The following is a 22,414-nucleotide window of genomic DNA, read 5'->3' as shown; positions in this document are numbered from 1 at the left end:
CCGCTATCGGGGGCAAGCCCCCTCCCACATTGTACGGAGTACACTTGAATTAAAGGGGCAAATGCCGACTTAACAGCGCCCGCAACGCCGCCGGTTTCACCGGCTTGGCCAGGTAATCCAGCCCCGCCGCATGCACTTTGGCCACCATCTCCGCACGGCCATCGGCACTGATGACCACGCCGGGAATCGGCTCGGCCAATTCGGCGCGCAGCCAGCCCATCAGCTCGGTACCGGTCTCGCCGTGGTCCAGGTGGTAATCCACCAACGCGAGTTGCGGGCGCATGCCTTCAGCCAACAGGGCCGCGCATTGCGCCTGGTCAGTGGCGGTCCACACCTCGCAACCCCAGCTTGTCAGCAAGCTGCGCATGCCGATCAGGATGCTTTCTTCGTTATCCACGCACAGTATGTGCGCGCCGCTGAGTGGCAGGCCATTTTCCTGCGCGGCCTTGACCGGTGCCGCGGTCTGGTTACGCGCCAACGGCACACGCACACTGAACACGCTGCCCTTGCCCGGCCACGAGCGTACGCTCAGGCGATGGCCCAGCACGCGGCACAGGCCGTCGGCGATCGCCAGGCCCAGGCCCAGGCCCTTTTCGGCGCGGGTCTGGTGACTGTCCAGGCGCTTGAATTCTTCGAAAATCACTTTCTGTTTATCCAGCGGGATGCCGGGGCCACGGTCCCATACTTCCAGGCACAACTGGCCCTGGCGGCGACGTACGCCGAGCAGTACCGGCCCGTCGGCATAGCGGAAGGCGTTGGTCAGGAAATTCTGCAGGATCCGCCGCAGCAACTTGATGTCGCTGTCCACCCGCAGGCGACTGCCGCGCAAACGAAAGCGCAACCCTTGCTCCTGGGCCAATGCCTTGAATTCGGCGCCCAGGGTGTCGAATAACTCGTTGAGGACGAACGGCTGGCGTTGTGGATTGATCTTGCCGTTTTCCAGGCGCGAGATATCCAGCAAGTCGCTGATCAGATCCTCGGCCGAGCGCAACGAACTGTCCAAGTGCTGCACCAGTTGCCGGGCTTCGCTGGAAAGGCCTTCATGCTGATGGGAGAGGGCGGCGGAGAACAGGCGTGCGGCGTTCAGCGGTTGCATCAAGTCGTGGCTGACGGCGGCCAGAAAGCGGGTCTTCGACTGGCTGGCGGATTCGGCCACGCCCTTGGCCTCGGTCAACGCGACGTTGAGCTGCGACAGTTCATGGGTGCGCTCGGTCACCCGTTGCTCCAGGCCTTCGTTGGCCTCGGTCAGCGCCTGTTCGGCTTCGCGGAACGCGGTAATGTCGGTGAAACTCATGACAAACCCGCCGCCTGGCATCGGGTTGCCGATCAATTCGATTACCCGTCCATTGGGAAACAGCCGCTCTGACGTGTGCGCACGGCCCTGGCGCATCCAGTGCAGGCGTCGCGCCACATGCACTTGTGCCTCACCGGGGCCGCACAGGCCGCGCTCGGCGTTGTAGCGGATGATGTCGGCAATCGGCCGACCGACACTGATCAAGCCGTCGGGGTAGTTGAACAGTTCCAGGTAGCGCCGGTTCCAGGCCACCAGCTTGAGCGACTGATCCACCACGCTGATGCCCTGGGTGATGTTTTCGATCGCACCCTGCAGCAGGGCGCGGTTGAATTGCAGCACCTCGGACGCTTCGTCGGCGATCCGTACCACGTCCTCCAGCTGCATGTCCCGCCCTTCAATGGCGGCTTTGACCACGGCGCGCGTGGACGACGCGCCGAGTACGCCGGCCAGCAAACGCTCGGTGTGGGCGATCCAGTCGTTGTCGGCATTCTGGTTGGGGTTGAAGCCTTTGCCCTGGCGATAGGCGAAACGGATAAAGCTCTGCTGGGCCCGTTCTTCACCGACAAAGCGTGCCGCAAGGCTGAGCAGGTCGCTGATCTGTACCGACAACATGGAGCGGGCGCTGGCGCGCTGGCTGATTTCCTGACCGATAAAGCGGCCGGCCTGCCAGTGTTCGGAGACCCGTGTACGCGACAGCATCGACACCCACACGAACAGCGTGAAATTACCCGCCAGGGAGAACACGGTGCCCAAGGTCAGCGAGGTCACGGAAAAGCCGAAGGGATGCGAGTGCATCCAGGTCAGGCCGGGGAAAAGGCTCAGCGACCAGCCCAGGCTTTTCGCGGTAACCGGTAGGACCAGGGTGTAGAACCACAGGAACGTACCCGCCGCCAATCCTGCAAATACCCCGCGCCGGTTGGCCTGTTTCCAGTACAACGCTCCGAGCATCGCCGGTGCCAGCTGGGTCACGGCGGCAAACGCGATCTGGCCGATGGTCGCCAGGCTCGCGGTGGAACCCAGCAGTCGGTAACTCACATAGGCCAGCAGCAGGATGATCACAATGCTGACCCGGCGCACCGACAGCATCCAGTGGCGGAACACTTCGAAGGGCCGTTCGGCGCTGGAGCGGCGCAACAGCCAGGGCAGCAGCATGTCGTTGGAGACCATGGTCGACAAGGCAATGCTCGCCACGATCACCATGCCGGTGGCCGCCGAGGCGCCGCCGATAAAGGCCAGTACGGCGAGGGCCGGGTGGGCTTCGGCCATCGGCAGGCTGATCACGTAGGAATCGGGCAGCACCGAGCCTGGCAACAGCATCTTGCCGCCGAGGGCGATGGGGATCACGAACAGCGCGGCAAGGATCAAATAAGCCGGGAACACCCACTTGGCCAGGCGCAAGTCCTGCGGGTCGATATTCTCCACCACCGTCACATGAAATTGCCGGGGCAGGCAGATGATCGCCATCATCGCGACGCCGGTCTGCACCACCATCGACGGCCAGTTGATGGTCTCCTTCCAGTATTCCTCCAGGCGTGGTGCGAGCATCGCCTGGCTGAACAGGTCGCCGAAACCGTCGTACAGCCCGTAGGTCACAAACGCGCCGACCGCCAGAAACGCGAACAGCTTGACCAGCGATTCAAAGGCAATCGCCAGCACCATGCCCCGGTGGTGTTCGGTGGCGTCGAGGTTGCGGGTACCGAATACGATGGTGAACAGCGCCAGCACCAGCGACACCACCAAGGCGGTGTCCTGGGCCCGCGTGCCCGTGGTGTCGGGCCCGGAGCCGATCAACAGGTTCACGCCGAGCACGATGCCTTTGAGCTGCAGGGCGATATAAGGCAATACGCCGACCAGGCAGATCAACGCGACCACCACCGCCAGGGACTGGGATTTGCCGTAGCGTGCGGCGATAAAGTCGGCAATGGAGGTGATGTTTTCCTGCTTGCTGATCAGAATCATCTTCTGCAGCACCCAGGGCGCCAGCACCAGCAACAGCACCGGGCCCAGGTAGATCGGCAAGAATGCCCACAGCTGTTCGGCAGCCTGGCCCACCGCGCCGAAGAACGTCCAGCTGGTGCAATACACCGCCAGCGACAAGCTATACACCCACGCACGCACACGCGGCGGCAGCGGCGCATGGCGGCGGTCACCGTAAAAGGCGATGGCAAACATAATGGCCATATAGGCCAGGGCAACGGCGGCGATCAGCCCGCTGGACAGCGTCATGGTAACTCCGAGCATAGGGACACCCGGGCGGTGCGGGCCCGGTCGGACAGTCTCGCATGATGCTTGGGGTTAGTCAGTGTCGACCAAGGTCTGAGCGCGACGTGATGTCGCGGCTCAGCGAGGGGGCAGGGTTTTCTGGCGCAGGATATAAATCGTCACCAGCACCGCGCTGGTCAGCATGAACCCGCGTGCCCACGGCAACGGCACCAGGTAGCAGGACACGGTAATGCTCAGCCACATCAAGCCGATGGCGTAGACCTTGCCCTTGAGCGGGATGCCGTTGCCGTCCAGGTAATCACGGATCCAGGGGCCCAGGCGCGGGTGTTCCACCAGCCAGTGGTAGAAGCGCGGGGAGCTTCGAGCGAAGCAGGCGGCAGCCAGCAGGAGAAAGGGGGTCGTCGGCAATACCGGCAGGAAAATGCCGATCACCCCGAGCGCTACGCTCAGCCAGCCGATGGCCAGCAGCGCGTAACGCAGGAGCGGCGAGCGCTTGCCCATGGGGTCCACGGGCTAGCGACTCAGTGGTGACGTGGCTTGAGGATCGCCGGTTTTTCGTCAGGCGCGTTGCACAGCAGGTACAGCGCGGTGAGGGCTTCCGGGATCTGCACGATCATGTCGTCCATCAGGTTGGCGTCGGCGGCGATATCGGAAAACTCGGCTTCTTCTTCAAAAAGCCCCGAACCGACCATGATCGGCAGGAGCATTTCGCTGACTTCTTCCTCGGCGGTTTCGAACCAGGCGGCTTCGCGCAGGAACACGCCTTCCATGAAGCCGATGCACCAGCCGCGCAGGTCGGAGTCGTCCGGATCGTCGCCCAGGTCCAGTTCGCACGGCAGCTCGAACTCTTCATCGGAAGCCAGTTGGCGACTGATGTGGGCCTTGAGCGCCAGCAGGGTGGCTTCGATTTCTTCGCGCTGGGCGTCGTCGGCGTAATGGGGTTCTTCGGCGAACAGCGCGTCGATCCACTCACGGTCGGGGACGACTTCGGAGCAGATCGACAGCGCGGTCAGGTAGCCGTGGGCGGCCACATAGTCCAGCGCCTCGTCATGCAGCTCATCGGCGTCGAGGAAGGCTTGCAGGCGGGTTAGTTGCTCAGCGAAGGACATTGAAGAATTACCTTGGGAATAAACGATGCTGAATTCTAGGCGTTCTTGAGCGCCCAGGCCAGCCGCACGGCATATTTGCCTGGTTTTAAACAGCGGTGGTCTATTCGTCAGTCACGCCCTTTGCCGACGAACGCTCGGGTATACTGCCGCGTTTTGTGATGCCCCTGCAGGCCATGCGGCAATCCGGGAAAACTTCGCTTACGGATTATTTTCCATGAAAGCGGGTTTTTTCGGCCAGCCTGTACAGAGGGATTTGCGCACCATTTTGGAGTTTTACATGCTCGAGCAGGCTCAACGCGTCCTCAAGGACATCTTCGGCTACGACAGTTTTCGTGGCCGCCAGGGTGCGATCATTGAGCGCGTGGCCAGTGGCGGCGATGCCCTGGTCCTGATGCCTACCGGCGGCGGCAAGTCGTTGTGCTTCCAGGTGCCGGCGCTGTTGCGCAATGGCCTGGCCGTGGTGGTGTCGCCGCTGATCGCATTGATGGACGATCAGGTCGCCACCCTGGAAGAGCTGGGTGTCGCCGCCGCTGCCTTGAACTCCACCCTCAGCGCCGAGCAGCAGCGCGACCTGGCGGCGCGGATCAAGCGCGGCGAAGTGAAGATGCTCTACCTGGCGCCGGAGCGGCTGGTGCAGCCGCGCATGCTGGCGTTCCTGCAGAGCCTGGAAATCGCCCTGTTCGCCATCGACGAAGCCCACTGTGTGTCGCAATGGGGCCACGATTTCCGCCGCGAATACCTGCAGCTCGGTCAACTGGCGGAGCTGTTCCCCGATGTGCCGCGTATCGCCCTGACCGCCACCGCCGACAAGCGTACCCGCGAAGAAATCGTCGAGCGCCTGCATTTGCAGAACGCCGAGCGCTTCCTGTCGAGCTTTGACCGCCCGAATATTTTCTACCGCATCGTGCCCAAGGAGCAGCCGCGCAAGCAGTTGCTCGCGTTTCTCTCCGAGCGGCGCAGCGATGCGGGCATCGTTTATTGCCTGTCACGCAAGAAGGTCGATGAAGTCGCCGCGTTCCTCTGTGAGCAAGGTTATCCGGCGCTGCCTTATCACGCCGGCCTGCCCAATGAAACACGCTCGGCGCACCAGAAGCGCTTCCTCAACGAGGAAGGCCTGATCATGGTGGCGACCATCGCCTTCGGCATGGGTATCGACAAATCCAACGTGCGTTTCGTGGCGCACATGGACCTGCCCAAGTCCCTCGAGGCCTATTACCAGGAAACCGGCCGCGCCGGCCGTGACGGCCTGCCGGCGGATGCCTGGATGGTCTACGGCCTGCAGGACGTGGTGATGCTCAAGCAGATGCTGCAGAACTCCGAAGGCGATGAGCGCCACAAGCGCCTGGAGCAGCACAAGCTCGACGCGATGCTCTCGCTGTGTGAAGAGACCCGCTGCCGCCGCCAGACGCTGCTGGCGTATTTCGATGAAGACATGCCGCAACCCTGCGGTCACTGCGATAACTGCATCGATGGCGTGCAGACCTGGGACGCCACCGAGCCGGCGCGCCAGGCGTTGTCGACGATCTACCGCACCGGCCAGCGCTATGGCGTCGGTCACTTGGTGGATGTATTGCTGGGCAAGGACAACGAAAAGGTCCGCAGCTTCGGCCATGAGAAACTCTCGGTCTACGGCGTCGGCAAGGCCCGCGCCGAAGGCGAATGGCGTTCGCTGTTCCGCCAGATGGTCGCGCGCGGGCTGGTCGACATCGATATCGAGGGCTACGGTGGCCTGCGCCTTAACGACAGCTGCCGGCCCTTGCTCAAGGGCGAAGTCAGCCTGGAACTGCGCCGCGACCTCAAGCCGCAGACCACCGCCAAGAGCAGCACCAGCCAGGCCAGCCAGCTGGTGCGTGGCGAGGAGCGCGAACAGTGGGAGGCCTTGCGGACCCTGCGGCGCAAGCTGGCGCAGGAGCACAGCGTGCCGCCCTACGTCATCTTCCCCGACTCGACCTTGCTCGAGATGCTGCGCGAGCAGCCCACCAGCATGGCCGAAATGGCCAGGGTCAGCGGCGTGGGCGCACGCAAGCTGGAGCGTTATGGCCAGGCCTTCCTCGAGGTGCTCGGCGGTCAGGCCGAAGCACCGAAGGAAATCGCCGATATCCGCCACGAACTGATCAGCCTGGCCCGCGCTGGCATGACTCCGATACAGATCGCCGGCCAGCTGCAATGCTCGGAAAAGAATGTGTATACGTTGCTGGCCGAAGCCATCGGCAAGCAGCAATTGTCCCTGGAGCAGGCCCTTGATTTGCCGGAGGATTTGCTCGGCGAAATCCAGGATGCCTTTCTCGACGGAGAGGGCGAATTGCCACCTGTCGCGGAGATCGCGCCCCTGTTTGCCGGACGGGTTCCCGAGGGTGTTTTGTACTGTGTACGGGCCGCTTTGCAGTCGGAATTCGAAATTTAGTGTGGCGATTACGACAATGTAACGAATCAGTACATACCGGGCCTTGCCTCCTGGCATGGCTCATGCTTAGCTGACTAATAATTAGCCACACTTTATTTTCAGTCTAAATCATGAGTTTTTTATGCCGTTAACCGATCAACACCGTTTTGGCATGCAGTTGGCGCAAATGTCCCGAGGTTGGCGCGCCGAGCTGGACCGCCGCTTGGCGGGGCTGGGCTTGTCCCAGGCGCGATGGCTGGTGCTGCTGCACCTGGCCCGTTTTACCGAAGCACCCACCCAGCGTGAACTGGCACAAAGTGTCGGCGTGGAAGGGCCGACCCTGGCGCGTCTGCTCGACAGCCTGGAAGGTCAGGGCCTGGTGCAACGCCAGGCCGTGGTGGAAGACCGCCGCGCCAAACGTATCCTGCTGTGTGACACGGCGCGCCCGTTGATCGACCAGATCGAGACCATCGCCACGGCGTTGCGCCATGAACTGTTCGTGGGGGTGGACGAAGAGGATCTGCGCGTATGCATGCGCGTCCATGGGCACATCCTGGCGAATCTGGAAAAGTCCTGATTCCAGGTTCAGTGAAGATCAAAAATGTGGGAGGGGGGCAGTTGGAGCATTTTTGACTGATACACCGCCATCGGGGGCAAGCCCCCTCCCACATTTACTGTGCGTTGTGTCAGAAAGTTTGGCCCAGGTTCAGGTACACCGCCTTCTGGTTGTCATCATTGAACCCATAGCTGAAATTCAACGGCCCCAGCGGCGTATCAAAGCCGAGGAATATGCTCGCCGCGTTGATGTAGCCGCTGTCGAACGCATTGTCGTTGTTCCACGCCCGGCCCCGTTCCACCGAGGCCCCGAGGTACAGCGGAAAATCCAGCGGCAGGTACGAGCGCGGCGTCAGGCGGCGGTAGTACACCGCGCGCATCAGGCTGATGTTCTGGGCCGAGATCGCATCCTCGCGAAAGCCTGACAATTGTCGTGCGCCGCCCAGCAGGAAGCTGGACACCACCACATCCGAATCATCCAGGGTGCGTCCGTAGCGGCCACCGAGGATCAGGGTGTCGGGGCCGTGGCTCATGGCTTTGTCCAGCTTGAACTCCCATTGGCGGTAGCGCTGGTCCGAACCCAGTCCGGGTGCGAACTCACGGAAGGCCAGTCCGATGTCTTCGCCGGTGTGCGGGAAGTAGACGTTATCGAAAGAGTCGAACGAGTATTTCAACTCATAGAAACCCTCGCTGAAGCTCATGCTCGGCAGGTTGCGATCGCCGATGCGCACGTCCGCCTTGCCCCAGGCTTCTCCCACGCCGAAGCGGATTTCACCGCTGTTGCCGATCTGCCGTCCGACGTTCAGGCCGAAACCGTAGCGCTCCAGCCGGTATTCAGAAACGGGGTCGTTGTCCAGGGTCAGCTCGACGTTCTGCGCCTGAGCCCTGATATAGGGCGCGACAAAATAGCGCGAACCGGTGTCCATCGGTTGATAGAACTCGCTGTACAACTCCTGGCGATCACCGATCTGCACCCGCGTCAGCCATTCGGCGCCGAGGCGGTTGATACCGTTCACCCGGTAGCTGGCGCCAAGGTTGAAGGCGCTGTCGCCGCGCATGTCATCCGACAGGTTCAGCCCCAGGCGCAGGTAGTCGGTACCGCTGCGCTTGCCGCGCGCGCTGATGACCAGGGTATTGTCCTTGCCCTTTTTCACCACGCGGTATTGCACCTGCTCGAAGTAGTCCAGGCCGTACAGCGTACCCATGTCCGATTGCAGGCGGCCCAGGTTGAGCGGTTCGCCCAGCGTCTGGCGGATGTAATAGCGGATTACGTCGTCGCTGACCTTGGAGTCGTTTTCCACGTCGATCGCGGTAATGATCGGCGTGCGTTCGCCCGGCGTGCGGGCGGCGGTCAGTTGCGCATCGACCGGCTCAGCGGGGCGCAGGTGTGCCAGGCGCAGGTCGAGGGCGCGGGTGGCGCGGTAGCCGGCATCGATCATGTCCCTGGCGCGTCCGAAGTCCGTCACGCCGTAGGCGGCCAGGGGCGGTTGGATCAAGACGTCCCTGGGGTGCAAGGCCTTGAGTTGTTCCTCGGAATTGCGCCGGGTCATCAGGGTGATGGACTGATTGAGCACATCGACCACGGTCGCCAATTGCTTGCGTGAGCGCAGCGGTGTGCCGATGTCCACCACGATGGCGATGTCCACGCCCATGTCCCGTGCCACATCCAGGGGAATGTTGTCGGTCATGCCGCCGTCGACCAGCAGCCGCCCATCCAGCTCCACCGGCGCGAACACCGCGGGGATCGACATGCTGGCGCGTATCACCTGGGGCAGGTGGCCCTTGCTGAACACGACTTTTTCGCCGGTGGTGATGTCGGTGGCCACGGCGCGGAACGGAATCGGCAGTTTGTCGAAGTTACGCGTGTTGCTGCTGTGGGCGAACATGCTTTCCAGCAGCAGCGCCAGGTTCTGGCCCTGGATCACCCCCAACGGCAGGCCGAGGCTGCCGTCGTCGCGGAAGCTGAGTTTCTGCTTGACCAGGAAATCGCGGTCATCCTGCTTGCGCCTGAACGGCACGTCTTCCCGGGGCGGTGCGTCGGACAGGGCCTGTTGCCAGTCGATACTGAGGGCGAGTTTTTCCAGCTCGTCGATCTTGTAGCCCGAGGCGTACAGCCCGCCGATCACCGCGCCCATGCTGGTGCCGGCAATCGCGTCGACCTGGATGCCTTGTTCTTCCAGCGCCTTGAGCACGCCGATATGCGCCAGGCCACGGGCGGCGCCGCCGGACAGCACCAGGCCGATTTTCGGGCGCGGGCTTTCAACGGCGTCGGCGAGAAGGGGAAGCAGGCACAGGAACAGGCAGGACAACAAGCGGCGCATCATGAATCTCGAGGCTGGGCGATAAAGGCCGGTATTATAGCCACTCGATCCACTGACGCCGTCACCCAGGAGCCTTTCACGTTATGTCCGCCAGCAAACCCGAGATCGTGATCACCTATTGCACCCAGTGCCAGTGGCTGTTGCGTGCCGCGTGGCTGGCCCAGGAATTGTTGAGTACGTTTGCCGAGGACCTGGGCAGGGTGTCGCTGGAACCGTCAACCGGCGGCGCGTTTCGTATCACCTGCGACGCTGTACAGATCTGGGAGCGCAAGGCCGATGGCGGTTTTCCGGAAGCCAAGGTGCTCAAGCAGCGTGTGCGCGATCAGATCGACCCGCAGCGCGACCTGGGGCATAACGACCGCACGCAGTGACGTCAGGTCGCCACAGGCTGTTTGGCCTGGCTCGCGCTGCCCATCAGGCCGGACAGCACGATGGCGACGATGATCAATGCGCCACCCAGCAGCATGCGCAGGGTGGGCGTTTCGGCAAACAGCAGCCAAGCCACGGTGATGCCGTAGACCGGTTCCATGGCAAACACCACCGAGGCGGTGCGCGCCTTGATCACGGCCAGGCTGGCGACGAACAGGCTGTGGGCCAGGCCGGTACAGAACACCCCGAGCAGGCCGATCCACAGCCAGTCCAGTGCGCGCACATCCGCCAGCCCCGGCGCCGCCACGGGCAACAGGCAGACCGCGACCACCACGTTCTGGCACAGCGCGGCCTGTACCGCCGGAATACGTCCGGAGCTGGCGCGGTTGTTCAGTGACAACAAGGCGAACAGCAGCCCCGATGCGATGCCCCAGAGCAAGCCGCCCGTGGCGTCGCTGGCCAGGTTGAAGTCCGGGGTCACCAGCACCAGGCCGATGCTGACCAGCGCTACCAGCACCATTTCATTGGCGCGAATCCGCTCGCGGAAGATCAGCCCTTCAAGGATTACCGTAAAGGCCGGGAAGGCGGCGAACCCCAGGGTCGCCACCGCCACCCCGGCGACCTTGACGGCGATGAAGAAGGTCACCCAGTGCGTGGCAAGCAGCACGCCGCTGACCAGCAAGCGGCGCCAGTCGCGCATCTGCAGGTGTTTCCACGGCGCATTGCTGGCAAAGCGCGCGAACACCGCCAGGGCAATCACCGCGAACGCGGCACGCCCGAATACGATGATGGACGGTGAGGCGGCCGCCAGTTTGCCGAACACGCCGGTAAGGCCGAACATCAATGCGCCGATATGCAGGGCGCCGAGGGCTGAGCGGGGAGTCATTACGATGCCTACCAACGAAAGTGACCACCAGTCTAGAGGTTGGGTGAAAGGGATGTCTGTCGTGCGGCTCGCGATGTTTAGCGCGAAACTCTTCCTATGACGTTCGCCGCATTGTGCCCGGCGAGGCGCCAAACTCGCGCAACATGGCGGCAGCGAAGGCACTTTGCGAGCGGTAGCCCACGCGGGCGGCGATCTCACCCACGGGCAGCGGCGTCTCGCGCAGCAGCGTCAATGCCATTTGCAGGCGCTGGTGGCGCACGTAATCCATGGGGGTCTGCCCGCATTCGAGCATGAAGCGCGCGTGCAGGCGCGCCACCGACAGGCAGGCAATCCGGGCCAGGTCCGCGACATGCAGCGGATGAGCGGCGTGGCGTTCGATATGCGCGTTGAACGCGGCGAAAGGCAGGCGCCGCCCCGGTGGTGGCATCGCCTGCGGATGATTGAGGCTGGCGAGCAGCAGCAGCGCGCCTTGCCGGGCGATCAATGGATCCTGTATCGGGCTGCCGGCCAGCCATTGCACCAACTGGTGCTGGCGCGAATCCAGCGCCAGCCGGGCCGGCCGGTCGAGCAGGCGGCGACTGGCATCGGCGTGGTCACCCAGTGTCTGCAGCAGCCAATGCTCGGTTGGCACATCCAGCACCAGGCAGCGGCTACCGTCGCGGCTGCCGCAGGCGTGGTGAGCGGCAAACGGCAGGATCATCACGCTGCTTTCCTGCACCTGATCAGCGCAGCCATCCACTTCGAAATCCAGGCGCCCGGACAGGCCAAACACCAATTGTGCATGGTCATGGCTGTGGGCGATGGGGGCATCGGTGTACTGGCGAAGCGTAAGACTGGGGCTCATTGCGCTCTCCTGGGCGGCAAGTCCCCAGTCTACATCGCTCAGGGGCGGCCAAGCGTTGTCATCAGACTGACGCGCAGTTGTCATGGGCTATTAACCGCCAGGGCGCAAGCTCGCGAAAACAGCGTCGAGGGACCCCCATGACCCGTGCCGAATTCGCCAAACCCAGCCGCAAGCAACGGGTGCGAACCCTGTGGATTTCCGACGTGCATCTGGGCACTCGGGACTGCCAGGCCGAGCATCTATCGCAGTTTCTCAAGGGTTACCACGCCGACAAGGTGTACCTGGTGGGCGACATTATCGATGGTTGGAAAATGCGTGGCGGCATGTACTGGCCCCAGGCTCACACCAACGTGATTCGTCGCCTGCTGACCATGGCCAAGCGCGGCACCGAGGTGATTTATGTCACCGGTAACCATGACGAATTTCTCAGGCGCTATTCCAAGCTGATCCTGGGCAATATCCAGCTGGTGGACGAGGCGGTGCATGTCACGGCGGACGGTCGTCATCTGCTGGTGATTCACGGCGATCAGTTCGACGTGATCACCCGTTACCACCGCTGGCTCGCCTTCCTGGGGGACTCGGCCTACGAATTCACCCTGACCCTGAACCGCTGGCTCAATCATTGGCGGGCGCGCTATGGCTACGGTTATTGGTCGCTGTCGGCGTACTTGAAGCACAAGGTGAAAACCGCGGTGAGTTTTATCAGCGATTTCGAAGAGGCCATCGCCCACGAGGTGACCAAGCGTGAGCTGCACGGGGTGGTGTGCGGGCATATCCATCATGCGGAGATCCGCAAGGTGGGCGAGGTGGATTACCTGAACTGCGGGGATTGGGTGGAATCGTGCACGGCGTTGATCGAGCACTGGGATGGGCATATCGAGTTGTATCGGTTGGCGGATGCGCAGGCCAAAGAGGCGCTGCTTAAGGCTGAGATGGTCACAACCTGAAGTCTTGACTGGGTCAAATGTGGGAGGGGGCAAGCCCTGATGCCTGTAGGAGCGAGCTTGCTCGCGAAAAACGTCAACGACAACGCGTGCTTCCTGAATGAACGCGTTGCCTGTGAGTTTTTCGCGAGCAAGCTCGCTCCTACACATGTTAGGGCAAGCCCCCTCCCACATTTGGCCTCGGTTTCGTCAGCTTGAGACGTCGGCGATGGCTTGGGCCAGTAGCGTCAGCCGTGTGGCATCAACCCCGGCCACATTGGCCCGGCCCGAACTGACCATGTACACACTGTGCTTCTCCCGCAGTTGCCTGACCTGCTCGGCACTCAAGCCGGTGTAGGAGAACATCCCGCGCTGGGTGCCGATATGGGCAAACTGCTCGGCCAGGCCGTGGGGCGCCAGCGCTTCCACCAGTCCGGCGCGCAGTTGCGCAATGCGTGAACGCATGGCTTCGACTTCGTCGCTCCACTGCTGCTTGAGCTCGGCGTCGCCAAGGATGGTCGCCACCACGGCTGCACCATGATCCGGCGGCGTCGACCACAGGTTGCGCGCCGTATTGGCGAGCTGGCTGCGCACGTCCGTGAGCTTCTCGGCATCCGCCGCACACACGATCAGTGCACCCACGCGGTCGCAATACAAACCGAAGTTCTTCGAGCACGAACTGGTGATCAATACTTCCGGCAGCTCGGCGGCAAACAGGCGCACCGCCCAGGCGTCCTGCTCCAGGCCGTCGCCGAAGCCCTGGTAGGCGAAGTCGATCAGCGGCAGCAATTGGCGCTCGCGCACAATCTGCAGCACCTGGCGCCAGTCATCCCGGGACAGGTCGAACCCGGTCGGGTTGTGGCAGCAGGCGTGCAGCAGCACCACATCGCCCTTGGGCACAGTGTTCAGGGTGGCGAGCATCGCGGCTACGTCCAGGCGATTGTCGCTGCCCACGTACGGGTAATGGCTGACCTTGAGCCCGGCCTTGGCGAAAATGGATTCGTGGATCGGCCAGGTCGGATTGCTCAGCCACACGCCACGGCCAGGCAGGCTGTGGGCGATAAAGTCGGCGCTCAGGCGCAGGGCGCCGGTGCCCCCTGGCGTCTGGGTGGCGCCGGCACGGCGTTCGGCGATCAATGCCGAATCGGCGCCCAGCACCAGTTCGCTGATCAGTGCGCCGAAGGCGGCATTGCCGTGCCCGCCAATGTAAGTCTTGGTGGCCTGGGTATCGACCAGGCGCTGCTCGGCACGTTTTACCGAGTCAGGGATCGGTGTCAGGCCCTGGTCGTCCTTATAGACGCCCACGCCCAGGTCGAATTTGTGCGGGTTGGTATCCTGGGCGAACAGGTCCATCAGCCCGAGAATCGGGTCGCCGGGCACGCGGCCAATCGCGTCAAAGTGCATTACTTGCGGCCCTCGGCGCTCTTGGCCACTTCATCGGTGCGTGCGGCCATGATGAAGTCGTTGCGGTGCAGGCCCTTGATGGAGTGGCTCCACCAGGTCACGGTGACCTTGCCCCATTCGGTGAGCAGGCCCGGGTGATGGCCTTCGGCTTCGGCGATGTCACCCACGGCGTTGGTGAAGGCCAGGGCGAACTTGAAGTTCTTGAACAGGAAAACCTTTTCCAATTGCATCACGCCGTCGCGCACTTCGATGTTCCAGTCGGGGATCTGTTTGATCAGCACCGGCAGTTCTTCATCGCTGACTTGCGGGGCGTCGGCGCGGCAGGCTTCGCAATGGGCTTGGTTCAAGGTGGTCATGAAGGTGTCCTGAATTCGAATGATTGAAGGTCAGTGGCGCTACCCTAAAGCAACGCGGGGCCGGGGAACAGACTCACTTGGCCTAAAAAAGCACAGCTCAAGCAGCCTTGGGCTTTGGCGGAAATTTCGGTGCGTGCAGGCCCAACTGCATACCACGCTCGACCATGCCCATGATGTCTTCCTGCGCCACGTCGAACAGGCGCTTGAGCTCGGGCAAAACGAAGTACAACGGCTGCAGGATGTCGATGCGATAGGGCGTGCGCATCGCCTCCAGCGGATCGAACGCCTGGCGTTCAGGCTCATCCGACAGGCAATACACACTTTCCTTGGGCGAAGACAGAATGCCGCCACCGTAGATGCGCAGGCCTTCGGGTGTGTTCACCAGGCCGAACTCGATGGTCATCCAGTACAGGCGCGCCAGGTACACCCGTTGCTCCTTGGTGGCCGCCAGGCCGAGCTTGCCGTAGGTGTGGGTGAATTCGGCGAACCAGGGGTTGGTCAGCAGCGGGCAGTGACCAAAAATCTCGTGGAAAATATCCGGCTCTTGCAGGTAGTCCAGTTCTTCGCGGGTACGAATAAAGGTCGCCACCGGAAACTGCTTGCTGGCGAGTAATTCGAAGAAGGTCTGGAAGGGGATCAGCGCCGGCACGCGGGCGACTTGCCAGCCGGTGGTGTCGGCCAACACTTTGTTTATTTCGCCCAGTTGCGGGATGCGATCCAAGGGCAGGCCGAGTTTGTCGATGCCGTCCAGGTATTCCTGGCAGGCACGGCCCTCAATCACTTTCAACTGGCGCGTGATCAGGGTATTCCACACCGCGTGTTCTTCCGGCGGGTAGTGGATAAAACCTTGCGCATCGGGCTCGCGGGCCACGTAGTGCGTCTGCTTCATACGGCTCTCCTGCTAGGCATTCGTTCTTGTTATGTCCTGCTGTGTCTCTATTGATAACCCGCGCGCGACGGGTTTCCACCGGGTTCAAAAGCCTTTGCGTAGGAAAAGTTACTGCATTTCGTAAACTATTCGTTACGTATCCGGGGCTCGCCGCAGCCATGGGCTGGGAAAACCCTGCGTACTGTCACATAATCTTGACGACTTTCTGCGCCCGGCGACAAAAAAGGCGCGGCGCCTTACTCACTTTCGGGCCTTTTCATGCGTATCAAAGTGCATTGCCAGAACCGCATTGGCATCCTGCGGGACATTCTCAACCTGCTGGTGGAGTACGGCGTCAACGTGGCCAAGGGCGAGGTCGGCGGCGAGCATGGCAACGCCATCTACCTGTTCTGCCCGAACCTGGTGAACATGCAGTTCCAGGCGTTGCGCCCGCAGTTCGAGGCGATAGCCGGGGTGTTCGGCGTTAAAAGGGTAGGGCTGATGCCCAGCGAGCGTCGGCATATGGAGCTCAATGCGCTGCTGGGGGCCCTCGAGTTTCCGGTGCTGTCCATCGACATGGGCGGCTCGATCGTCGCCGCTAACCGGGCGGCGGCGCAGTTGCTGGGTGTGCGCGTGGACGAAGTGCCGGGCATTCCGCTGTCGCGCTACGCCGAAGACTTCGACTTGCCGGAGTTGGTGCGCGCGAGCAAGTCGCGGATCAACGGCCTGCGGGTCAAGGTCAAGGGCGATGTGTTCCTGGCCGATATCGCGCCGCTGCAATCCTCTGAACACGACGACAGCGAAGCCATGGCCGGCGCGGTATTGACCCTGCACCGCGCCGACCGTGTAGGCGAGCGTATCTACAATGTACGCAAGCAGGAACTGCGCGGCTTCGACAGCATTTTTCAAAGCTCCAAAGTCATGGCGGCGGTGGTGCGTGAGGCGCGGCGCATGGCGCCGTTGGATGCGCCTCTATTAATAGAAGGCGAAACCGGCACCGGCAAAGAGTTGCTGGCGCGGGCCTGCCACCTGGCGAGCCCGCGTGGGCAATCGCCCTTGATGGCGCTCAACTGTGCGGGCTTGCCGGAGTCGATGGCCGAGACCGAGCTGTTCGGCTACGGCCCCGGCGCGTTCGAAGGCGCGCGGGCCGAAGGCAAGCTGGGGCTGCTGGAGCTGACGGCGGGCGGTACGTTGTTTCTCGACGGCGTAGGGGAAATGAGCGCACGCCTGCAGGTGAAGCTGCTGGGCTTTTTGCAGGATGGATGCTTTCGTCGCGTGGGCAGTGATGAAGAGGTGTACCTCGACGTTCGGGTGATCTGTGCGACCCAGGTCGATTTGTCCGAACTGTGCGCACGTGGCGAATTCCGCCAGGACCTGTATCACCGCTTGAACGTGCTTTCGCTGCATATCCCGCCGTTGCGCGAATGCCTTGATGGGCTGGCGCCATTGGTCGAGCATTTTCTCGACCAGGCCAGCCGGCAGATCGGTTGCCCGCTGCCCAAATTGGCGCCTGCCGCGATGGACAAGCTCAGCCACTATCACTGGCCGGGCAATGTGCGTCAGTTGGAAAATGTGCTGTTCCAGGCCGTTTCGTTGTGCGAAGGCGGGACGGTCAAGGTTGAGCATATTCGCCTGCCCGATTATGGCGTGCGCCAGCCGCTTGGCGATTTTTCGCTGGAGGGCGGGTTGGAAGACATCGTCGGGCGGTTTGAAAAGGCCGTGCTCGAAGCGCTGTACGCCGAGCATCCGAGCAGCCGGCAATTGGGCAAGCGCCTGGGGGTTTCCCACACCACCGTCGCCAACAAACTGCGCGATTACGAAATCCTCAAGACCGACAAATAACCAATGTGGGAGGGGCGGTGCGACGATTCGACTTGCCCCCGATAGCGGTGTGTCAGCAAGAGTGATCTGACTGACAGACTGCCATCGGGGGCAAGCCTCCTCCCACATTTAATCTGCGCCGTTGCCGAAAGCGGCAGTAGTCCGCCGTTTTTTCGACTATCCCTCCCTCGCTATTTTCAGACGCCTTCGCGCAAACCCCCGCCGTTGCTGGGCTCCGACCTGTTTTTAAAAGTTGGTTCGCAAATTGCTTAAGTCTCCTCAGTACATCGGTGGACGGCAAGCGTCCGTCAGAAAGAGGATAGAGCGTGGACAAGTACCTTTATGTGGCAATGACCGGCGCCAGCCAGAATGCTCTGGCGCAGAAGGCCCATGCCAACAATCTGGCGAACATTTCCACCAATGGTTTCCAGCGCGACCTGGAGCAGGCGCGGTCGATGCCGGTGTTCGGTGACAGCTTTCCGGCGCGGGCCTTTGCCCTGACCGAGCGGCCGGCCACGGACTTCACCCCCGGCGCGATGATCGAAACCGGGCGTGACCTGGATGTGGCCGTCAACGGCGACGGCTGGATGGCCGTGCAAACGCCCGATGGCGGCGAAGCCTACGTGCGCAGCGCCAGCATGAACGTGGATGCGCTGGGCGTACTGCGCGCCGGCAACGGCATGCCGATCATGGGCAACGGCGGCCCGATTGCCGTGCCGCCCCAGCAGAAAATCGAAGTGGGTTCGGACGGCACCATCAGCATCCGCTCCATGGGCGAAGGCCCACGGGTAATGGCGGAGGTGGACCGCATCAAGATGGTCCAGCCCGACCTCAAGAACATGACCAAGGGTCTGGACGGCACCATCCACACCATGGATGGCAGGCCGGCCCAGGCTGATGCGAACGTCAAGCTGACCTCGGGCTTCCTCCAGGCGAGCAACGTCAATGCCGTTGAGGAAATGACCGCGGTGCTGGCGCTCTCCAAGCAGTTCGAGCTGCACATCAAGATGATGAACAGCGCTAAAGAAGGCGACCAGGCCATGACGCGCGTCATGCAGATGAGCTAAGCGCCCTGGTCGGCTTTTAAACAAACAACGCAGCACCGCGCCAACAAACAGGCGCACAGAGGAGAACAGCATGCTTCCGGCTCTATGGGTTGCCAAAACAGGTCTGTCCGCCCAGGACACCAACCTGACCACCATTTCCAACAACTTGGCCAACGTGTCGACCACGGGCTTCAAACGTGACCGTGCCGAGTTCCAGGACTTGCTCTATCAGATCAAGAAACAGCCAGGCGCCCAGTCGACCCAGGACAGCCAGCTGCCGTCGGGCCTGCAACTGGGTACCGGTGTGCAGATCGTCGGCACCCAGAAGAATTTCAGCGCCGGTAACCTGCAGCAGACGGGCCAGCCGCTGGACATGGCGATCAACGGCCGTGGTTTCTTCCAGATCCTGCAACCGGATGGCACCACGTCCTACACCCGTGATGGCACCTTCCACCTGGACTCCAACGGCCAGATCGTGACATCCAACGGTTTCGCCCTGCAGCCTGCCGTTGTGGTTCCGGCGGACGCCAAGACCTTCACGGTCGGCAACGACGGCACCGTGTCCATCACCGTGGCCGGTAACCCCGCGTCGCAAGTGATCGGCAACCTGCAAACCGCCGACTTCATCAACCCGGCCGGCCTGCAGGCCATGGGCAACAACCTGTTCCTGGAAACCGCCTCCAGCGGCGCGCCGCAAATCGGCACGCCGGGCCTGAACGGTTTCGGCACCACGCTGCAGAGCACCCTGGAAACGTCCAACGTCAGCACGGTTGAGGAGATGGTCAACATGATCACCACCCAGCGTGCCTACGAGATGAACTCCAAGGTGATCTCCACCGCCGACAAGATGCTTTCGTTCGTCACGCAGAATTTGTAATCAGTCTATGGGGCGCCCTTAAAGCGCCTGTAACACCGTGAGGTTAGGGTCATGAATCGCTTTGTTTCTGTTCTGGCATTGAGTGGGATCGCCGTGCTTGCGGGCTGTGTCGCCCCGTCGCCGAAACCCAATGACCCGTACTACGCGCCGGTGTTGCCGCGCACGCCGTTGCCGGCGGCGGCCAACAATGGCTCGATCTACCAGGCCGGTTTCGAGCAGAACCTGTACAGCGACCGCAAGGCGTTCCGGGTCGGGGACATCATCACTATCACCCTGAACGAGCGCACCCAGGCCAGCAAGAATGCCAACTCGCAGATCGGCAAGACCAGCAAAGCCAAACTTGGCCTGACATCGTTGTTCGGCGGCGTGCCCAACACCAATAACCCGTTGGGCAGTGGCGACCTGAGCCTCGACGCCGGTTACAGCGGCGACCGTGCCACCAACGGCAAGAGTGCGGCGGCCCAGGGCAACACCCTGACCGGTTCGATCACCGTGACCGTGGCCGACGTGTTGCCCAACGGCATCATTGCCATACGCGGTGAAAAATGGATGACCCTCAACACCGGCGACGAACTGGTGCGCATTGCCGGCATGGTCCGCGCCGATGACATTGCCACCGACAACACCGTGCCGTCGACGCGGATTGCCGATGCGCGCATTACCTACTCGGGTACGGGTTCGTTTGCCGATGCAAGCCAGCCGGGCTGGTTCGACCGTTTCTTCCTTAGCCCGTTGTTCCCTTTCTAGGTGGCCATTTTGAACGTCAAGCAACTGATGGCGGCGGTAGTGTTGCTGTCCCTGAGCGCCGTCGCCCAGGCCGAACGCCTGAAAGACATCGCCAGCATTTCCGGCGTGCGCTCCAACCAGTTGATCGGCTACGGGTTGGTGGTCGGCCTCAGCGGCACGGGTGACCAGACCACCCAGACCCCGTTCACCCTGCAAACCTTCAACAACATGCTGTCGCAGTTCGGCATCAAGGTGCCTGCGGGTTCGGGCAACGTGCAGCTGAAAAACGTCGCGGCGGTGTCGATCAGTGCCGATTTGCCGGCGTTCGCCAAGCCGGGCCAGGTGGTGGACATCACCGTTGCGTCCATCGGTAACTCCAAAAGCCTGCGGGGCGGCACCTTGCTGATGACCCCGCTCAAAGGGATCGACGGCAACGTCTACGCCATTGCCCAGGGCAACCTGGTGGTGGGCGGGTTCGACGCCGAAGGCCGCGACGGTTCGAAGATCACCGTCAACGTGCCGTCGGCCGGTCGCATTCCCGGTGGTGCCAGTGTTGAACGCACCGTGCCGAGCGGCTTCAATCAGGGCAACAGCCTGACCCTGAACCTCAACCGTTCCGACTTCACCACCGCCAAGCGTGTGGTCGACAAGATCAACGACATGCTTGGCCCTGGCGTGGCCCAGGCCATCGACGGCGGCTCGATCCGCGTCACCGCGCCGCTGGACCCAAGCCAGCGCGTCGACTACTTGTCGATCCTGGAAAACCTTGAGGTCGACCCAGGTCAGGCCATCGCCAAAGTCATCATCAACTCGCGCACCGGCACCATCGTGATCGGGCAAAACGTCAAGGTCTCGCCGGCGGCGGTGACCCACGGCAGCCTGACCGTGACCATTACCGAAGACCCGATCGTCAGCCAGCCTGGGCCCTTGTCCAACGGTCAGACCGCCGTGGTCCCGCGTTCGCGGGTCAATGCACAGCAAGAAGCCAAGCCAATGTTCAAGTTCGGCCCCGGCACCACCCTGGATGAGATTGTCCGCGCGGTGAACCAGGTGGGCGCGGCCCCCGGCGACTTGATGGCGATCCTCGAAGCCCTGAAACAGGCCGGTGCCCTGCAAGCCGACCTGATTGTGATCTGAGGCCATGGTCATGGATATGCGCAAGAGCGGTCTTATCAGTTCGGCGGACTCGGGGGCTTACTCCGACTTGAACCGGCTGAACCAGCTCAAGGTCGGCGACGGCAAAAACAGCGAAGGCAATATGCGCAAGGTCGCGCAGGAGTTCGAGTCGCTGTTTTTGAACGAAATGCTCAAGTCCATGCGTTCGGCCACCGACGCCGTGGGCGAGGACAACCCGCTGAACACGTCGGCGGCCAAGCAGTACCAGGAAATGTATGACCAGCAATTGGCGGTGTCGATGTCCCGCGAAGGCGGGGGTATTGGCCTGGCGGACGTGCTGATGCGCCAGATGCAGAAGAATAAGCCGGTGGACGCCCAGGCGGCCACCTTGCAGGGCCCCGCCACGGCGGAGACGGTGAAGAAGGTCGATGTGCCGACTGAAATTGCCGCCGGCACCCAGGCTGAGGGGCCGTTGGGGCGCTCCAATGGACAGCGTCCGTTGTGGGCTTACCGCGTCGCCGAGCCCAAGGCCGGTGCCGTTGCGTCCCACAGCAACGACATGGAACTGATGAACCAGCGCCGCATCGCCTTGCCAAGCAAACTGACCGACCGCCTGCTCGCGGGCATCGTGCCGAGCACCCAGGTTGAAGCCAAGGTCGCGCCACTGCGCAACAGCGCCGCCGATGACAACGTGATCAACAGCAGCGCGCGCAGCGTTGCCGTACCGAGCGGGAAGATGCAAGTCTACGGCCGCGCCATTGCCCAGCCACCGCTGGCACCGGCGAAGAAGGCCTTCAGCTCGCAGGATGAGTTCGTCGCCACCATGCTGCCGATGGCCAAGGCCGCCGCCGCGCGTATCGGTATCGATCCGAAGTACCTGGTGGCCCAGGCCGCCCTGGAAACCGGTTGGGGTAAATCGGTGATGCGCGCCGAAGACGGCAGCAGCAGTCACAACCTGTTCGGCATCAAGGCCGGCCAGAGCTGGCAGGGCGGCCAGGCCCGGGCGATCACCAGCGAGTTTCGCGACGGCGCGATGGTCAAGGAGACGGCGCAGTTCCGCTCCTACAGCTCCTATCAGGACAGCTTCCATGACCTCGTTACGCTGCTGCAAAGCAATGATCGCTATAAAGAAGTTGTGAAATCAGCCGACAACCCGGAACAGTTTGTACGCGAGTTGCAAAAAGCCGGTTATGCAACCGATCCGGCCTACGCCAGCAAGATTTCGCAGATCGCCAAAAACATGAACAGTTACCAGAACTACGCTGCCGCTGGCGCAACCACACATTTATAAGG

The 22,414-nt window shown here is 62.4% G+C and carries 19 protein-coding genes; 10 read left to right on the top strand and 9 right to left on the bottom strand.

Going from position 1 to position 22,414, the window contains the following annotated elements; genetic code table 11:
- Positions 1–49: 49 nt before the first annotated feature.
- The 3 genes from BFQ00_RS23820 to BFQ00_RS23810 all read right to left on the bottom strand — a co-directional run bounded on the left by BFQ00_RS23820 (position 50) and on the right by BFQ00_RS23810 (position 4,626).
- Positions 50–3,520, bottom strand: a complete 3,471-nt coding sequence (locus BFQ00_RS23820) for a hybrid sensor histidine kinase/response regulator (RefSeq protein ID WP_065934923.1) — start codon at positions 3,518–3,520, stop codon at positions 50–52.
- Positions 3,521–3,634: 114 nt separating this feature from the next.
- Positions 3,635–4,018, bottom strand: coding sequence for a YbaN family protein (locus BFQ00_RS23815; protein ID WP_065893780.1), 384 nt, complete (start codon positions 4,016–4,018; stop codon positions 3,635–3,637).
- Between the two features lie 20 nt (positions 4,019–4,038).
- On the bottom strand, positions 4,039–4,626 hold the full coding sequence (locus BFQ00_RS23810; RefSeq protein WP_057721316.1) for a UPF0149 family protein: 588 nt from the start codon (positions 4,624–4,626) through the stop codon (positions 4,039–4,041).
- 277 nt (positions 4,627–4,903) lie between these two features.
- Between BFQ00_RS23810 and recQ the strand changes: the two genes are divergently transcribed.
- Together recQ and BFQ00_RS23800 are read left to right on the top strand one after the other, a co-directional pair.
- On the top strand, positions 4,904–7,030 hold the full coding sequence (gene recQ / locus BFQ00_RS23805) for a DNA helicase RecQ (protein ID WP_065893782.1): 2,127 nt from the start codon (positions 4,904–4,906) through the stop codon (positions 7,028–7,030).
- Between the two features lie 121 nt (positions 7,031–7,151).
- Positions 7,152–7,586, top strand: coding sequence for a MarR family transcriptional regulator (locus BFQ00_RS23800; protein ID WP_065884521.1), 435 nt, complete (start codon positions 7,152–7,154; stop codon positions 7,584–7,586).
- Between the two features lie 109 nt (positions 7,587–7,695).
- Here BFQ00_RS23800 and BFQ00_RS23795 read toward each other — a convergent pair whose 3' ends face one another.
- The gene (locus tag BFQ00_RS23795) at positions 7,696–9,885 is read right to left on the bottom strand and encodes a patatin-like phospholipase family protein (RefSeq protein ID WP_065884522.1); all 2,190 of its coding nucleotides are present in this window, start codon (positions 9,883–9,885) and stop codon (positions 7,696–7,698) included.
- 83 nt (positions 9,886–9,968) lie between these two features.
- Between BFQ00_RS23795 and BFQ00_RS23790 the strand changes: the two genes are divergently transcribed.
- Positions 9,969–10,256, top strand: coding sequence for a SelT/SelW/SelH family protein (locus BFQ00_RS23790; protein WP_065893778.1), 288 nt, complete (start codon positions 9,969–9,971; stop codon positions 10,254–10,256).
- 2 nt (positions 10,257–10,258) lie between these two features.
- Here the strand turns inward: BFQ00_RS23790 and BFQ00_RS23785 are convergent, their stop codons facing one another.
- On the bottom strand, positions 10,259–11,140 hold the full coding sequence (locus tag BFQ00_RS23785) for a DMT family transporter (protein ID WP_065934922.1): 882 nt from the start codon (positions 11,138–11,140) through the stop codon (positions 10,259–10,261).
- Positions 11,141–11,234: 94 nt separating this feature from the next.
- The gene (locus tag BFQ00_RS23780) at positions 11,235–11,984 is read right to left on the bottom strand and encodes an AraC family transcriptional regulator (RefSeq protein ID WP_065934921.1); all 750 of its coding nucleotides are present in this window, start codon (positions 11,982–11,984) and stop codon (positions 11,235–11,237) included.
- A gap of 137 nt (positions 11,985–12,121) precedes the next feature.
- Here BFQ00_RS23780 and BFQ00_RS23775 point away from each other — a divergent pair, with 137 nt between their 5' ends.
- A complete protein-coding gene (locus BFQ00_RS23775; protein ID WP_065884526.1) occupies positions 12,122–12,931 on the top strand; it encodes a UDP-2,3-diacylglucosamine diphosphatase in 810 nt (269 codons plus the stop codon).
- Between the two features lie 186 nt (positions 12,932–13,117).
- Here BFQ00_RS23775 and BFQ00_RS23770 read toward each other — a convergent pair whose 3' ends face one another.
- From BFQ00_RS23770 to phhA, 3 genes are all read right to left on the bottom strand, one after another.
- Positions 13,118–14,311 (bottom strand): amino acid aminotransferase, encoded by a 1,194-nt coding sequence (locus BFQ00_RS23770; protein ID WP_065934920.1) that lies wholly within the window; start codon positions 14,309–14,311, stop codon positions 13,118–13,120.
- The gene (locus tag BFQ00_RS23765) at positions 14,311–14,667 is read right to left on the bottom strand and encodes a 4a-hydroxytetrahydrobiopterin dehydratase (protein ID WP_065884528.1); all 357 of its coding nucleotides are present in this window, start codon (positions 14,665–14,667) and stop codon (positions 14,311–14,313) included. The genes BFQ00_RS23770 and BFQ00_RS23765 overlap by 1 nt, the downstream gene beginning before the upstream one ends.
- 97 nt (positions 14,668–14,764) lie before the next feature.
- Complete coding sequence (gene phhA / locus BFQ00_RS23760) at positions 14,765–15,556, bottom strand: phenylalanine 4-monooxygenase (protein ID WP_065884529.1); 792 nt, start codon at positions 15,554–15,556, stop codon at positions 14,765–14,767.
- Positions 15,557–15,814: 258 nt separating this feature from the next.
- On the opposite strand from phhA, the gene BFQ00_RS23755 reads away from it, so the two are divergent.
- The 6 genes from BFQ00_RS23755 (at position 15,815) to flgJ (ending at position 22,412) form a co-directional block, all read left to right on the top strand.
- Positions 15,815–17,377 (top strand): sigma-54-dependent transcriptional regulator, encoded by a 1,563-nt coding sequence (locus BFQ00_RS23755; RefSeq protein ID WP_065934919.1) that lies wholly within the window; start codon positions 15,815–15,817, stop codon positions 17,375–17,377.
- Between the two features lie 305 nt (positions 17,378–17,682).
- Positions 17,683–18,423 carry a flagellar basal body rod protein FlgF gene (locus tag BFQ00_RS23750; RefSeq protein ID WP_065884531.1) on the top strand — a complete coding sequence of 247 codons (741 nt, stop codon included), beginning with the start codon at positions 17,683–17,685 and terminating at the stop codon, positions 18,421–18,423.
- A 70-nt stretch (positions 18,424–18,493) separates the two neighbouring features.
- Complete coding sequence (gene flgG / locus BFQ00_RS23745; RefSeq protein WP_065884532.1) at positions 18,494–19,279, top strand: flagellar basal-body rod protein FlgG; 786 nt, start codon at positions 18,494–18,496, stop codon at positions 19,277–19,279.
- 51 nt (positions 19,280–19,330) lie between these two features.
- Complete coding sequence (flgH, locus tag BFQ00_RS23740; RefSeq protein ID WP_065884533.1) at positions 19,331–20,026, top strand: flagellar basal body L-ring protein FlgH; 696 nt, start codon at positions 19,331–19,333, stop codon at positions 20,024–20,026.
- Positions 20,027–20,053: 27 nt separating this feature from the next.
- The gene (locus tag BFQ00_RS23735) at positions 20,054–21,142 is read left to right on the top strand and encodes a flagellar basal body P-ring protein FlgI (protein ID WP_163001578.1); all 1,089 of its coding nucleotides are present in this window, start codon (positions 20,054–20,056) and stop codon (positions 21,140–21,142) included.
- 4 nt (positions 21,143–21,146) lie between these two features.
- Positions 21,147–22,412, top strand: a complete 1,266-nt coding sequence (gene flgJ, locus BFQ00_RS23730; protein WP_065884534.1) for a flagellar assembly peptidoglycan hydrolase FlgJ — start codon at positions 21,147–21,149, stop codon at positions 22,410–22,412.
- The last annotated feature ends 2 nt before the right edge of the window (positions 22,413–22,414 follow it).

The sequence above is a fragment of the Pseudomonas sp. 28 E 9 genome (assembly GCF_900004785.1).
Lineage (GTDB): Bacteria > Pseudomonadota > Gammaproteobacteria > Pseudomonadales > Pseudomonadaceae > Aquipseudomonas > Aquipseudomonas orientalis_A.
This window is presented reverse-complemented; position numbering and strand designations above follow the sequence as displayed.

Bases quoted from the DNA above. Each gene is read 5' to 3' on its own strand.
- BFQ00_RS23820 (WP_065934923.1), bottom strand. From the start codon at position 3,520: ATGACGCTGTCCAGCGGGCTGATCGCCGCCGTTGCCCTGGCCTATATG.
- BFQ00_RS23815 (WP_065893780.1), bottom strand. From the start codon at position 4,018: ATGGGCAAGCGCTCGCCGCTCCTGCGTTACGCGCTGCTGGCCATCGGC.
- BFQ00_RS23810 (WP_057721316.1), bottom strand. From the start codon at position 4,626: ATGTCCTTCGCTGAGCAACTAACCCGCCTGCAAGCCTTCCTCGACGCC.
- recQ (WP_065893782.1), top strand. From the start codon at position 4,904: ATGCTCGAGCAGGCTCAACGCGTCCTCAAGGACATCTTCGGCTACGAC.
- BFQ00_RS23800 (WP_065884521.1), top strand. From the start codon at position 7,152: ATGCCGTTAACCGATCAACACCGTTTTGGCATGCAGTTGGCGCAAATG.
- BFQ00_RS23795 (WP_065884522.1), bottom strand. From the start codon at position 9,885: ATGCGCCGCTTGTTGTCCTGCCTGTTCCTGTGCCTGCTTCCCCTTCTC.
- BFQ00_RS23790 (WP_065893778.1), top strand. From the start codon at position 9,969: ATGTCCGCCAGCAAACCCGAGATCGTGATCACCTATTGCACCCAGTGC.
- BFQ00_RS23785 (WP_065934922.1), bottom strand. From the start codon at position 11,140: ATGACTCCCCGCTCAGCCCTCGGCGCCCTGCATATCGGCGCATTGATG.
- BFQ00_RS23780 (WP_065934921.1), bottom strand. From the start codon at position 11,984: ATGAGCCCCAGTCTTACGCTTCGCCAGTACACCGATGCCCCCATCGCC.
- BFQ00_RS23775 (WP_065884526.1), top strand. From the start codon at position 12,122: ATGACCCGTGCCGAATTCGCCAAACCCAGCCGCAAGCAACGGGTGCGA.
- BFQ00_RS23770 (WP_065934920.1), bottom strand. From the start codon at position 14,311: ATGCACTTTGACGCGATTGGCCGCGTGCCCGGCGACCCGATTCTCGGG.
- BFQ00_RS23765 (WP_065884528.1), bottom strand. From the start codon at position 14,667: ATGACCACCTTGAACCAAGCCCATTGCGAAGCCTGCCGCGCCGACGCC.
- phhA (WP_065884529.1), bottom strand. From the start codon at position 15,556: ATGAAGCAGACGCACTACGTGGCCCGCGAGCCCGATGCGCAAGGTTTT.
- BFQ00_RS23755 (WP_065934919.1), top strand. From the start codon at position 15,815: ATGCGTATCAAAGTGCATTGCCAGAACCGCATTGGCATCCTGCGGGAC.
- flgG (WP_065884532.1), top strand. From the start codon at position 18,494: ATGCTTCCGGCTCTATGGGTTGCCAAAACAGGTCTGTCCGCCCAGGAC.
- flgH (WP_065884533.1), top strand. From the start codon at position 19,331: ATGAATCGCTTTGTTTCTGTTCTGGCATTGAGTGGGATCGCCGTGCTT.
- BFQ00_RS23735 (WP_163001578.1), top strand. From the start codon at position 20,054: ATGGCGGCGGTAGTGTTGCTGTCCCTGAGCGCCGTCGCCCAGGCCGAA.
- flgJ (WP_065884534.1), top strand. From the start codon at position 21,147: ATGGTCATGGATATGCGCAAGAGCGGTCTTATCAGTTCGGCGGACTCG.